The sequence below is a fragment of the Luteimonas rhizosphaericola genome (assembly GCF_029888045.1).
In the GTDB taxonomy this organism is placed as follows: Bacteria; Pseudomonadota; Gammaproteobacteria; order Xanthomonadales; family Xanthomonadaceae; genus Luteimonas; species Luteimonas rhizosphaericola.
On sequence record NZ_JARXRN010000021.1, the window covers coordinates 96,041 to 108,844 of the forward strand.

Genomic DNA, 12,804 nt, shown 5'->3' on the forward strand with positions numbered 1-12,804 from the left:
CCGCGCGTTCAAAGCCCCCGTCCACCACGGGAGTCCCGCCATGCAACGTCGCGTCCTGGTCACTGCACTGTCCGCCGCCCTGCTCCTGTCCGCCTGCAGCAGCGCGCCCGATTCGAAACAGGCGCAGCAGGCGTCGGCCGCTGCTTCCATGTTGTCGTCTGCTCCACCCCCGCCGCCGTCGCCTCCCGCGCCGCCCGCCGAACGCGGCGCGCTGGCCGAAGCCCGCACCGACCAGATCGTGGTCACCGGAACGCGGGTCCGTTCGCCGGAGGTTGTCGCCTCGGCGCGCATGCTCGCCGCACCTGCGCCGGCCGCCGCGGCGGTTCTGTACGACATGCCGGCGCCCCCGCCCCATGGGCAGGCCGCGAACACGGAGCGCTATGCCGAACGCGACGACAACCCGGTGCAGCGCGCGTCCGAACAGCCGGTGTCGACCTTCTCGATCGATGTCGACACCGGCAGCTACAGCAACGTGCGGCGCATGATCCGCCAGGGCGTGCGGCCGCCGGCCGATGCGGTGCGTGCGGAGGAATTCATCAACTACTTCGACTACGGCCATCCCGGCCCGGCATCGCTGGACACGCCCTTCCGCGCCACCACCGAAATCGCACCCGCGCCCTGGAATGCGCGGCGGCACCTGCTGATGATCGGCATCAAGGGCTACGACGTGCCGAAGTCGGACCTGCCGCCGGCGAACCTGGTGTTCCTGCTCGACACCTCCGGGTCGATGAACACGCCCGACAAGCTGCCGCTGCTCAAACAGGCCTTCGCGGAACTCACCGCCCAGCTGCGCCCGCAGGACCGGGTGTCGATCGTGGTCTACGCCGGATCGGCCGGACTGGTGCTGCCGCCGACGGCGGGCGACCGGCAGGACGAGATCCTCGCCGCGCTCGACCGGCTCGAAGCCGGCGGCAGCACCAACGGCGGAGATGGCATCCGCCTGGCCTACGCGATGGCGCGGCGCGCGTTCATCGAAGGCGGGGTCAACCGCGTGATCCTGGCCACCGACGGCGACTTCAACGTCGGCACCGTCGACGGCGGCTCGCTGGACACCATGGTCGCCGACCAGCGCGCCTCCGGCATCGCGCTGACGACGCTGGGTTTCGGCCAGGGCAACTACAACGACGCGCTGGCCGAGCGCCTGGCCGACGCCGGCGACGGCAACCACGCCTACATCGACACGTTGCAGGAGGCGCGCAAGGTGCTGGTGGAGGAACTGTCCTCGACCCTGCTGACGATCGCGCAGGACGTGAAGATCCAGGTCGAGTTCAACCCGGCGCAGGTGGCCGAGTACCGCCTGATCGGCTACGAGAACCGCATGCTGGCGCGCGAGGACTTCGCCAACGACCGGGTGGACGCCGGCGACATCGGCGCCGGACACGAGGTCACCGCGCTGTACGAGATCACCCTCGCCGGCTCCGGCGCGGAGCAGCTGCCGCCGCTGCGCTACGGCGCCGCGCAGGCCGCCGCGCCCGGAGCGCGCGGCGACGAGCTGGCGCACCTGCGGCTGCGCTACAAGCGGCCGGGCGAGACGACCAGCCGGCTGATCGAGACGCCGGTCCCGCGCCGCGCGATCCGCGCCGAACCCGGCGAGTCGATGCGCTTCGCCGCGAGCGTCGCCGCGTGGGCCGATGCGCTGCGTGGCGGCACCCACCTGGGCACGTGGGACTGGCGCGCGATCGCCGAAGGCGCCCGCGCCGCACGCGGCCACGACCGCTGGCGCCTGCGCGGCGAGTTCGTGGACCTGGTGGATGCCTCGCGCGCGCTGGTGGCGGACGGCGGGCGGATGGAGGATCCGGCGGTCAGTGCGGTCGCGCGCTGAGCGCCGGGCTGCGCGCGGCCTTGCCGCGCGCTTCCTTCGGCGGCGCCGGACGCCCGAACAGGTAGCCCTGGCCGTAGGCGCAGCCGAGTTCGGCCAGCAGCTGGCGCTGGTGCTCGGTCTCCACGCCTTCGCCGATGGTGTCGATGCCGAGCGTGACCGCCAGGGCGAGAATGGCGCGCACCAGCGCCAGGCTTTCGGCGTGGGTCTCGCCGGACAGCCCGGCGATGAAGCTCTGGTCGATCTTCAACGCCTGGATCGGGAACCGGTGCAGGTACGACAGCGCCGAGAAGCCGGTGCCGAAGTCGTCGAGCAGCGCCAGGACGCCCTGGCTGCGCAGCGTGCCGAGGATGCGCGCGGCGCGCGGCGCGTCGTCGAGCAGCGCGCCCTCGGTGATCTCGATCCGCAGCCGGTGCGGATCGACCTTGGCCTCGTGGATGATGCGCAGCAGCCGTTCGGCGAAATCGTCGGCGTGGAAGTGGCGCGGCGAGACGTTGATCGACACGTAGCCCTCGGGATGCCGTCCCATCCACGCCACCACCCGCTGGTACAGCAGCCAGTCGACCTGCTCGATCAGGCCGCTGTCCTCGCACACGCGCAGGAATTCCGACGGCGGCAGCGCGCCGTGCAGTTCGTGCTTCCAGCGCAGCAGGGCCTCGTGCCCGACCACGGCGCCGTCGGACAGGCGCACGATCGGCTGGAAGTGCGGCTCGAACGCGTCGCGCTGGATGGCGCGGCGCAGGTCGGCTTCGAGGTCGAGCAGGCGCATCGCCTCGGCGCGCATCGCTTCGTCGAAGCGTTCGCTGCGGTCGCGGCCGCGCGCCTTGGCGCGGTACATGGCGGCATCGGCGTCGCGCAGCAGTTCGTCGGCGTGGCGGTAGCGCGGCTGCCACAGCGCGATGCCGATGCTGGCCGAGGGGAACAGCTCGCGTCCGGCCACCCACATCGAGCGGCCCAGCTTCTTGAGGATGCGCGACGCCGTGGCCTCGGCCGCGTCGGCGTCGTCCACTGCTTCGAGCACGATCGCGAACTCGTCCCCGCCCAGGCGCGCGACCACGTCCTCCATCGCGATCGCGCCGCGGATGCGGCGGCCGACCTCGATCAGCATCGCATCGCCGGCGGCGTGGCCCATCGAATCGTTGATCAGCTTGAAGCGGTCCAGATCCAGGAACAGCACCGCGAACGGCAGGCGCCCGGGCTCGTACATCTGCAGCATCATGCTGTCGAGGCGGTCGAGCAGGAACACCCGGTTGGGCAGGCCGGTGAGGTGGTCGTGGCGCGCCTGGTGGGTCAGGCGCTGCTGCGCGCGCACGCGCTCGCCGATCTGCGCGCGCAGTTCGCGGTTGGCCTGTTCCAGTTCGCGCGTGCGCGCCTCGACCCGGAATTCCAGCTCGGCGTGCGTGGCCTTGAGCGATTCCTGCGCGCGCTTGCGCGCCAGCGCGCCGTCGACGTGGTGGGCGACGAAGGTCAGCAGCTCCTGGTCGGAGGGGGTGAAGCCGACCTCGGCGCTGTAGCTCTGGACCGCGATCACGCCGATCGGCGTGCCCTCGCGCGACAGCGGCACGCCCAGCCAGCAGTGGGCGAGCGAGCCATGGCCGCGCATCTGGCCGGCGCTTTCCAGCTGCGCCATCCCGTAACGGTCGACCAGCAGCGCCTGGCCGGTGCGGATCACGTACTCGGTCAGCCCGCGGCCGAGCCGGCGCGGGCGCCGCACCGGGTCGCGTTCGTCCACCGAATACGGGAATTCGAGCCGGGTGCCGTCGTCGGTCAGCAGCGCGATGTAGAAGTTGCGCGCATCGAGCAGTTCGTCGATCACGCCGTGCACCTCGGCGTAGAAGCGCTCGATGCTGCCGGCGGTGATCGACAGTTCGCTGATCCGGAACAGCGCCCGCTGCAGGCGCTCGGCGCGCTCGCGCTCGACGATCTCGGCCTCCAGCACCCAGTTGGCGTGCTGCAGTTCGCGCGTGCGCTCGTCCACCCGGCGCTCGAGGTCCTCCTGCGCGGTCTTGCGGTCGAGCGCGGTCAGGATGTGCTGGGCGACGAATTCCAGCAGCGCGCGGTCCTCGTGGGTGTAACGCTGCGGCCGGTCGTAGCTCTGGACCACGATCGCGCCGCTGACGTAGCCGTCGCGCCGCATCGGCACGCCCAGCCAGTCGGCGCTGTCGGGCCCGTGGGCCGGATCCTTGTCGACGCCGAGCGAGCGTCGGATCTGCGCCGAAGGCCCCAGCATCGGCTGGCCATGGCGCAGCATCGCCACGGTCAGGCTGTTGGGCATGTCGGCCAGCGGGATCTCTTCGTCCGGGTCGGCGCGCCAGGGGTCGCGTTCGTCGACGAAGTACAGGAAGCGCACCGTCTCGCGCACGTCGTCGTAGCGCACGATGTAGAAGTTCTCGGCCGGCATCAGGGTGCCGACCACGGCGTGGATGCGCGCCAGCACTTCCTGCATGTCGAGGCTGGCGCCGGACAGGTCGGCGATCTCGTACAGCGCCTGGCGCAGGCGCTCGGACTTGCGCAGGCCCTCGATCCGCGACTGGGCTCGGGCGCTGGCGAAGGTGGCGTCGATCGTGCTGCGCGCGAGCGCGAGCCAGCCCCTGCGCAGGGCCGCCGGCAGCGCGCGGCCGGGTTGCGCGACGAGGGCGACGCGGGTGGCGTCGTGGGTCCAGGCGTCGCGCATGGCGGCCGCCGCGGCCGTCGGCTCGCCGCCCAGCAACGCTTCGACCGCGGCATCGAGTGCGGCGCCGGCGCAGGCACTGCGCGAACGCCCCGTACCCAGCAGCGGATCGCTCCAGCCCACGGCCACGCTCGCGCCTGCCGGCAGCGTGCGCGCCAACAGCGTCGCCAGCTCCGCCAGCCCTGCATGCGCTTCGGGACCGGGCGCGCTCGCCTCGACGGCCGGGACATTCACGGGTGCGACACCTCCAATGAGGAAGCATAACGGGAGAAGGCGTCCGCACCGGCAACCCCGCCGGCGCGTCCCGCACGTTCCCATGCCCATGTCGACCGCGATCGCCCATTGGCCGGCCGACGCCGCGCCGCGCCGCGCCGCCGCATCCGGCTTCTCCTTCCCCGGGGCAGGGCTTACCCTGCTGCCGGTGAACGAGGCCGCCCCCGCCACCGCCCCCCACCCCGACCCCAGCGACGAAGCGCTGATGCTGGCGTGGGCGGATGGCGACCCGGCTGCGTTCGAACCGCTCTACGCGCGCCACCGGCTGCGCCTGTACCGCTATTTGCTGCGCCAGCTGCGCGACGGCGCGCTGGCCGACGAGCTGTTCCAGGACGTGTGGCAGAAGGTGATCGCCGCGCGCGCGGGCTGGACGCCGGGGGCCACGTTCGCCACCTGGCTGTACCGGATCGCCCACAACCGCCTGGCCGACCACTGGCGGGCGCTGCAGCACCGCCCGCCGGCACCGGTCGACGCCGACGAGCGCACCGCGCGCGTCCCCGACCCCGACACGCCCGAGCGTCGGCTGTCGGAATTCGAGCAGCGCCGCCAGCTGCAGCGGGCGCTGGACGACCTGCCGCCCGAGCAGCGCGAGGTGATCGTGCTGCGGCTGGAGCAGGAACTCACCCTGGAGGAGATCGGCGAGGTGACCGGCGTGGGCCGCGAAACCGTCAAGTCGCGCCTGCGCTACGCGATGGACAAGCTGCGCGCGCACCTGGGATCGGAGGTGGCGCCATGACCGGCCGCCGGCACGAACCGCTGGACGCGCAGGAGCGCGAGCTCGCCCGGCGCCTGGCGCAGCTGGACGCGAACGCGGCGCCCTCGCCCGCGCTGGACGCGGCGATCCTCGCGGCTGCGCGTGCCGACGGCGCCGACCGGGGCGCGACCGCGGCGACCGGGGCCCGACGCGGGCCGCCGGCCACCCGTCGCCGGCCTCGCGGCTGGCCGATGGGGCTCGGGATCGCCGCATCGCTGGCGGTGGCGGTCGGCGTGGCCTGGCAGTTGCGCCCGCAGCCGGAAACGCGGTTGCTCGTGTCGCCGTCGGACACCGCGCCACGGCCGGCCGCGATCCTGTCCGAAACGCGCACGCGGCGCGCCGACCCTGCATTGCAGGCGCCGGCCGGTGCCGCCGACAGCGCCCGCGAATCCGCCGCTGCAGTCGCCCCCGGCGAATCCGATCGCAGCGCACCGGGCGATGGATCGCCCGCCTCGCAGACCGCCGCGGCCCGTTCCTCCCAGACAGGGGCCGGAACCGACATCGCCGGCGCCGCCGCCGCGACCGATGCGCTGGCCGCGGAGGCCGAGCGCGAGCAGGCCGAATTCCAGCAGGCGGCGCGCACCCGCGCCGCCGACCGCGAGCGCCGCGCCCGGGCCGCGGCGGCCGGGAGCGCGCCCGCAAACGCCGATGACCTCGCGCTCGATCGGCTGCCCCCGCCACCAGCCCCACCAGCGCCACCGGCGCCGCCCGCGAGCCCGGCGCCCGCGGAACCCGGCTTCGCGCCGGACCCGCCGCAGGCGTCCGCTGCGGCGCGCCCGGACATCGATGCGCGCGCGCGTGCGCTCACGCCGCAGCAGCAGGCCGCACGGGCTTCGGCCGAACGCCTGGACCAGATCGTGGTGAGCGGCTCGCGGATCGCGCCGCCGGACGCGGTCGACGCGCAAGCCGACCAGCCTGTGGACGATCAGCCGCCGGCGTCGGCCGATTCGCCCGCGGTGCGCGAAGTCTGGCTGCAGCGGGTGCGCGAACTGCGCGATGCGGGGGACGTCGAAGCCGCGCGCGCCAGCCTGCGCGAGTTCGTGCGCCGGCACCCGCAGGCGACGGTACCGGACGACCTGCGCGCGCTGCTCGGCGGATGAGCCTGGACACGCTGGCCGGGCCCGTCCGCCACGCGGTCGAAATCCGCCACAGCCGCTTTCTTGCGCAGGCCGCGCCGGTGGAGTCGGCCGAGGCCGCGGCGCGGTTCCTGGCCGACGCCTCGATCGGCGACGCCAGCCACAACTGCTGGGCCTGGCGCGTGGGCGGCGAGTACCGCAGCAACGACGACGGCGAACCGGCGGGCACCGCCGGGCGCCCGATCCTGGCCGCGATCGACGGACAGGGCTTCGATCGCGTGGCGGTGGTGGTCACGCGCTGGTTCGGCGGGGTCAAGCTCGGCGCAGGCGGCCTGGTGAGGGCCTATGGCGGCGCGGCGGCCGAATGCCTGCGCCTGGCGCCGCGGCGCCCCCTGGTGGAGACCGTGCTGGCACGCGTGCACCTGGAGTTCGCCGACGTGGCCACGCTGCACCAGCTGCTGCCCGCCTTTGCCGCCAGCAAGCGCGACGAAAGCTTCGACGCGCGCGGCGCCTGGATCGCGCTGGAACTGCCGGCCGGACACCTCGATGCCTTGAAAACCCGGCTGCGCGACGCCACCCGGGACCGGGCACGTTTCGAAGACCAGGGCTGATGGCGTTTTCCCGAACCCGGCGCGGCGGCGCCCGCGACACCGGCGACGGCGCGCCCGAAGGCGCCAAGGCCCCGATCGGCTCGCTGCGCACGCTGTGGCCGTTCGTGCTGCGTCACCGCGGCCTGTTCGTCGCCTGGCTGGTGGCGCTGGCGGCCTCGTCGGCGGCCACGCTGAGCCTGCCGGTGGCGGTGCGCCACGTGATCGACCGCGGTTTCACCAGCGGCAGCAACATCGACGCCACCTTCGCCCTGCTGCTGCTGGTGTCGCTGGCGCTGGCCTTCGCCACCGCCGCGCGCTTCTTCTTCATCTCGCTGCTGGGCGAGCGCGTGGTGGCCGACCTGCGCACGCGCCTGTACGGCCACCTGGTGGGCCTGGACCAGGCGTTCTTCGAACGCAGCCGCAGCGGCGAACTGGTCTCGCGCCTGAGCGCGGACACCGAGCTGCTGCGCAGCGTGGTCGGTTCGACCATTTCGGTGGCGCTGCGCAGCGTGGTGATGGTGCTGGGCAGCGTGGTGATGCTGGTGGTCACCAGCCCCACGCTGGCGGCGTGGACGCTGGTGGGCATCCCGCTGTTCGTGCTGCCGCTGGTGGTGGGCGGGCGGCGGCTGCAGAAGGTCTCGCGCGCCAGCCAGGACCGCGTGGCCGACGCCAACATGCTCGCGGCCGAAACGCTCGGCGCGATCCGCACCGTGCAGGCGCATGCGCGCGAACCCTACGAGCGCGGCCGCTTCGGCGACGCGGTGGCGCAGACGGTGGCCACCGCGCGGCGCCGCATCGGCCTGCAGGCGCTGGTGACCGCGGTCGCCATCTCGCTGGTGTTCGGCGCGATCGTGCTGGTGCTGTGGTCCGGCGCGCACGACGTGATCGCCGGCGACATGAGCGCCGGCACGCTCGGCCAGTTCGTGCTGTACGCGCTGTTCGGCGGCGGCTCGGTCGGCGCGCTGGCCGAAGTCTGGAACGAGCTGCAGAAGGCGGCCGGCGGCATGGGCCGGATCAGCGAACTGCTGGAACAGCAGCCCGGGATCGCCGCGCCGGCCTCGCCGGCGCCGCTGCCGGCGCGGGTCCGCGGCGAACTGCGCTTCGAGGACGTGCGCTTCCACTACCCCGGCCGCGACGACGCGCCCGCGCTCGAAGGCTTCAGCCTGCAGGTGGAACCTGGCGAGACCGTGGCGCTGGTGGGCCCGTCGGGCGCCGGCAAGAGCACCGTGTTCGCGATGCTGCTGCGCTTCCACGACCCGCAGTCGGGCCGGATCCTGGTCGACGGCATCGACATCGCCACGCTCGACCCGGCCACGCTGCGCGGCGAGATCGCCCTGGTGCCGCAGCAGCCGAGCATCTTCGCCGCCAGCGCGCGCGAGAACATCCGCTACGGCCGGCTGGAGGCGGACGATGCGGCGATCGAGGCCGCCGCCGCCTCTGCCGAGGCGCACGAATTCATCGCCGCCCAGCCCCACGGCTACGACGAGCAGCTGGGCGAACGCGGTGCGCGGCTGTCCGGTGGCCAGCAGCAACGCGTCGCGATCGCGCGTGCGCTGCTGCGCGACGCGCCGATCCTGCTGCTCGACGAGGCCACCTCCGCGCTCGACGCGCAGAGCGAACGCGCGGTGCAGACCGCGCTCGAGCACCTGATGGCCGGCCGCACCACGCTGGTGATCGCGCATCGCCTCGCCACCATCCTCAAGGCCGACCGGATCGTGGTGATGGACCGCGGCCGCATCGTCGCCCAGGGCACGCACGCGCAGCTGCTGGCCCAGGACGGCCTCTACGCCGAACTGGCGCGGCTGCAGTTCATCGACTGACGCGCGCACCGCCCGGCGCCTCGCCCGCTTCCGCCGCCATCGCCCGACAGTGCGCGGCGGTGGCTTCGTCCATCGGGAAGCAGCATTCGATGTGCAGCTCGTCCAGGGTGATGTCGCGGGGCATCGCGAAGGTGGTGATGGTCGAGAAGAAGCGCAATTCCATCCCGTCCCGACGCAGCACCGTGGTCAGCAGCGGCGACGGCGGCGTCGACAGGTCGCGCAGGCGCCAGCGCGCGGGCACGCCCGGGTAGGCGAGCATCTCGTCGAGCAGCGCGCGCGCGATCCGGTCCCCGGGCGCGGCCGCCACGCGGTCGTGCAAATGGCCAATCAGCTCGCCCGCGACCTCCTCCCAGTTCGCGATCGAGGCGCGCAGATCGGCCGGATCGAAGAACTGGCGCAGGATGTTGGCGTGCGCACTGTCGCGGCCGCCGAGCATCCGCCGGTTGACCCGGTCGGCCGCCGCATTCGCGCGCAGCACGTCCCAGCGCCGGTTGATCAGGAAGGCCGGGTACGGCGACTGCTGCGCGAGGATCGCGTCGATCGCCTGGTCGATGCGCGCCAGCGCCGGCGCGTCGAGGGCGCTTTCGGGGAACCGGGGCGCATAGCCGGCGTCGAGCAGCAGCGCATTGCGCTCGCGCAGCGGCATCTCGAGCGCATCGGCCAGCCGCGCCAGCAGCTCGCGCCCGGGCTGCGATTTCCCCGTCTCGATGCAGCTCAGGTGGCGCGCGGACGTCTCGGCGGCCAGGGCCAGCTGCAGCTGGCTGAAGTGGCGCGCAAGCCGCCACTCGCGCAGCCGCGCACCGACCGGCGCCACGGCGTCTGCGCGGGCGGAAAGCGGAGGGGATTCAGGCATGAGGCGAGGATACGGGGCCGATGCGGATGCGGCCATGACCCCGGGGTCATGCCGCGATGACGCGCGCGTCATTGCCGCGTGCTCGCCGGGCGCGGAGGCTGCGCACTCCCCGCCCGACAGGACGCCGCCATGGCCGACCGTTCCGCACAGGCCCGCCGCCTGCATGCGCTGCACCACGCAGCGCGACCGCTGCTGCTGTTCAACGCCTGGGACGCCGGCAGCGCGAAGGCCGTTGCGGACGGCGGCGCCGACGCCCTCGCGACCAGCAGTTGGGCCGTGGCCGCGGCGCACGGATTGCCGGATGGCGAACAGCTGCCGCTGCAGGCGACCCTCGATGTGGTCGCGCGGATTGCGGCGGCATGCGAACTGCCGCTCACGGTCGACCTGGAGCGCGGCCACGGCGACCCGGCCGCCGCGGTTCGGCACGCGATCACGGCCGGTGCTGTGGGCGCGAATCTGGAGGACGGCCTCGCGAACGCGCACTTGCGGCCGGCCGAGGAACAGGCGGCGCTGCTGGCGCAGGCGCGCGCCGCTGCGGCCGCCGCCGGCATGCCCGCCTTCTTTCTCAACGCACGGACCGACCTCTTCCTGCAGCATTCGCGCGACGCCCATGACGGGGCCCTGCTGGACCAGGCCCTGGCGCGGGCGCGCGCCTACGCCGACGCCGGCGCGGACGGCTTCTTCGCGCCGGGGCTGGTGGACGCGGGATCGATCGAAGCGCTCGTCCGCGGCTGCCCGCTGCCGGTCAACATCATGGTGATGCCGGGGTGCCCGCCCTTCGCGGAACTGGCGAAGCTCGGCGTCGCCCGGGTCAGCCATGGACCAGGACCGTACCTTGCGGCGATGCAGGCGCTTGCGACCGCGTTCGCGCACGCGCGCGAGGCGGTCGGGCGGCCGGACCGGACGCAAACAGAGAGCGCGCGCAGTGCCGGCTAGGCGAGGCCCGACTGCCCGCGCAGGTGGTGGATCCACGCGCGCGGCGACTGGCCGGCCTGCGCCTTGAACGCGCGCGACAGCGCGGCCTCGCTGCCGTAGCCGACCTCCGAGGCGATCACCTTGAGCGGCCGACCGCGCCGCAGCGCCTGCTGCGCCAGACCGATGCGCCAGGCCTGCAGGTATTGGCCGGGCGTGGTGCCGACCGTGTCGCGAAACGTGCCGGCGAAGGCGCTGCGCGACATGCCCGCCTGCTCGGCCAGCGCTTCCAGGCTCCACTCCCGCGACGGCGCCTCGTGCATGGCCACCAGCGCGGCCCGCAGCCGCGGATGCGCCAGCCCCGACAGCATGCCGCCGCGGATGCCGCCGCTTTCCATCAGCTGGCGCAGGATCTGGATCATCACCACCTCGAACAGCCGCTCCACCAGCGCCACGCGTCCGCAGCGCTGCTCGAACGCCTCCTCGAACAGCAGCGCCAGCACCGGCGCGGCGCCGCCCACCGCCGACAGCGGCAGGCAGACCGCCGGCGGCAGCGCCGCGGCGATCGGATTGGCCGCCCCGCCTTCGAACACCAGATGGGCGCAGACCATGTCCGCACCGCGCACGGGATCGGTCACGAAGCTGTGCGGCAGCGGCCTCGGGAACAGCAGCAGGCTCGGTTCGGTGACCTGCAGCGACTCGCGCCGGTAACGGACCTCCACCCTGCCCTCGCGCACCAGGTGCAGCTGGCCCCGCCCCGCCTCGTCCTCGACGTGATTCAGCCCGCACAGCGCACCGGCGTTGAACACCTGGGCACTGACCGGGAAGTGCGCCATCAGCGCCGCAAGTCGATCGGCCATCGAATACTCCGGATCAAGTTTTCCGCACTGTACGTCATCGAATGTCCGCTCCGGCGCGGCACAGTACACCTCACCGGGGCGGGCGCCCCGGTTCCCCCCAACGGACCAGGAGACCCGCTCATGAATACGCTCACCCGCACCCTCGGCACCGGCGTGCTGGCCGCCTCCCTCGCGGCCGGAGCCGCGCAGGCCGCGCCCCGCGCCGACACCACCCCGCAGGCCACCGCAGCCGCCGCCACGCTCGACGGCAACTACGTGGTCACCGCCGACGGCGTGCGCCTGTACGTCAAGGACTGGGGCCCGAAGGACGGCCCGGTGGTCACCTTCAGCCACGGCTGGCCGCTCAATGCCGACAGCTGGGAGGCGCAGATGCTGTTCCTGGCGGATCACGGCTACCGCGTGGTCGCACACGACCGCCGCGGCCACGGCCGCTCCAGCCAGCCCTGGGACGGCAACGACATGGACCACTACGCCGACGACCTGGCGGCGGTGATCGAAGCGCTCGACCTGCGCGACGTCACCGTGGTGGGCTTCTCGACCGGCGGCGGCGAGGTGGCGCGCTACATCGGCCGCCACGGCACCGGGCGGGTGAAGAAGGCGGCGCTGGTGAGCGCGGTCACCCCGTTCATGCTGCGCACCGACGACAACCCCGACGGCATTCCGCTCGAGGTGTTCGACGGCTTCCGCAAGGCCGCGCAGCAGAACCGCTCGCAGCAGTACCTGGACATCGCCTCGGGCCCGTTCTTCGGCTTCAACCGGCCCGGCGCCGAGACCAGCCAGGGCCTGGTGCAAAGCTTCTGGGCAGCGGGCATGCAGGCCGGGCACAAGAACACCTTCGATTCGATCGCCGCGTTCTCGGCCTCCGACTTCCGCCCCGACCTGGCAAAGTTCGACGTGCCGACCCTGGTGATCCACGGCGGCGACGACCAGATCGTGCCGGTGGCGCTGTCCGCCGAAGCGGTGCCTCGCTACGTGACGCAGGCGCAGGTGATCGTCTACCCGGGCGCGCCGCACGGCATCACCGACACCCACAAGGACCGCCTCAACCAGGACCTGCTGGACTTCGTGTCGAAGTAGGTGCGTCTCCGCACCAATGGCCGCGGGCACCGTGCCCGCGGCCAGTTCGCTGCGTCGCATGCGGCTCTTTGGTCTTCCAGGATCAGGAGTCGGCGGGTG

The 12,804-nt window shown here is 73.2% G+C and carries 10 protein-coding genes; 7 read left to right on the forward strand and 3 right to left on the reverse strand.

The annotated features are described in order from the left end of the window. The first annotated feature begins 40 nt into the window (after positions 1-40). The gene (locus tag QFW80_RS06800; protein WP_280600795.1) at positions 41-1,822 is read left to right on the forward strand and encodes a vWA domain-containing protein; all 1,782 of its coding nucleotides are present in this window, start codon (positions 41-43) and stop codon (positions 1,820-1,822) included. On the opposite strand, the gene QFW80_RS06805 is transcribed toward QFW80_RS06800, so the two are convergent. Beyond that, positions 1,803-4,724 (reverse strand): EAL domain-containing protein, encoded by a 2,922-nt coding sequence (locus QFW80_RS06805; RefSeq protein WP_280600797.1) that lies wholly within the window; start codon positions 4,722-4,724, stop codon positions 1,803-1,805. The two genes, QFW80_RS06800 and QFW80_RS06805, sit on opposite strands and share 20 nt — an antisense overlap. A gap of 82 nt (positions 4,725-4,806) precedes the next feature. Between QFW80_RS06805 and QFW80_RS06810 the strand changes: the two genes are divergently transcribed. The 4 genes from QFW80_RS06810 to QFW80_RS06825 are packed head-to-tail and all read left to right on the forward strand — an operon-like array spanning position 4,807 to position 9,003. Then, the gene (locus QFW80_RS06810) at positions 4,807-5,499 is read left to right on the forward strand and encodes an RNA polymerase sigma factor (RefSeq protein ID WP_280600799.1); all 693 of its coding nucleotides are present in this window, start codon (positions 4,807-4,809) and stop codon (positions 5,497-5,499) included. Further along, positions 5,496-6,617 carry a hypothetical protein gene (locus tag QFW80_RS06815; RefSeq protein ID WP_280600801.1) on the forward strand — a complete coding sequence of 374 codons (1,122 nt, stop codon included), beginning with the start codon at positions 5,496-5,498 and terminating at the stop codon, positions 6,615-6,617. The genes QFW80_RS06810 and QFW80_RS06815 overlap by 4 nt, the downstream gene beginning before the upstream one ends. Continuing rightward, positions 6,614-7,204: an IMPACT family protein gene (locus QFW80_RS06820; RefSeq protein ID WP_280600802.1), complete on the forward strand. Its 591-nt coding sequence runs from the start codon at positions 6,614-6,616 to the stop codon at positions 7,202-7,204. Before QFW80_RS06815 ends, QFW80_RS06820 begins: the two co-directional genes overlap by 4 nt. Then, positions 7,204-9,003, forward strand: a complete 1,800-nt coding sequence (locus QFW80_RS06825) for an ABC transporter transmembrane domain-containing protein (protein WP_280600803.1) — start codon at positions 7,204-7,206, stop codon at positions 9,001-9,003. Before QFW80_RS06820 ends, QFW80_RS06825 begins: the two co-directional genes overlap by 1 nt. On the opposite strand, the gene QFW80_RS06830 is transcribed toward QFW80_RS06825, so the two are convergent. Beyond that, positions 8,993-9,856 carry a helix-turn-helix domain-containing protein gene (locus tag QFW80_RS06830; RefSeq protein ID WP_280600805.1) on the reverse strand — a complete coding sequence of 288 codons (864 nt, stop codon included), beginning with the start codon at positions 9,854-9,856 and terminating at the stop codon, positions 8,993-8,995. The two genes, QFW80_RS06825 and QFW80_RS06830, sit on opposite strands and share 11 nt — an antisense overlap. 78 nt (positions 9,857-9,934) lie before the next feature. Here QFW80_RS06830 and QFW80_RS06835 point away from each other — a divergent pair, with 78 nt between their 5' ends. Continuing rightward, positions 9,935-10,792 (forward strand): isocitrate lyase/PEP mutase family protein, encoded by an 858-nt coding sequence (locus tag QFW80_RS06835; RefSeq protein ID WP_280600806.1) that lies wholly within the window; start codon positions 9,935-9,937, stop codon positions 10,790-10,792. Here the strand turns inward: QFW80_RS06835 and QFW80_RS06840 are convergent. Next, positions 10,789-11,628, reverse strand: coding sequence for an AraC family transcriptional regulator (locus tag QFW80_RS06840; RefSeq protein ID WP_280600808.1), 840 nt, complete (start codon positions 11,626-11,628; stop codon positions 10,789-10,791). The genes QFW80_RS06835 and QFW80_RS06840 overlap by 4 nt on opposite strands. A 120-nt stretch (positions 11,629-11,748) precedes the next feature. Here QFW80_RS06840 and QFW80_RS06845 point away from each other — a divergent pair, with 120 nt between their 5' ends. Continuing rightward, a complete protein-coding gene (locus tag QFW80_RS06845) occupies positions 11,749-12,705 on the forward strand; it encodes an alpha/beta fold hydrolase (protein ID WP_280600810.1) in 957 nt (318 codons plus the stop codon). Positions 12,706-12,804: the final 99 nt, after the last annotated feature.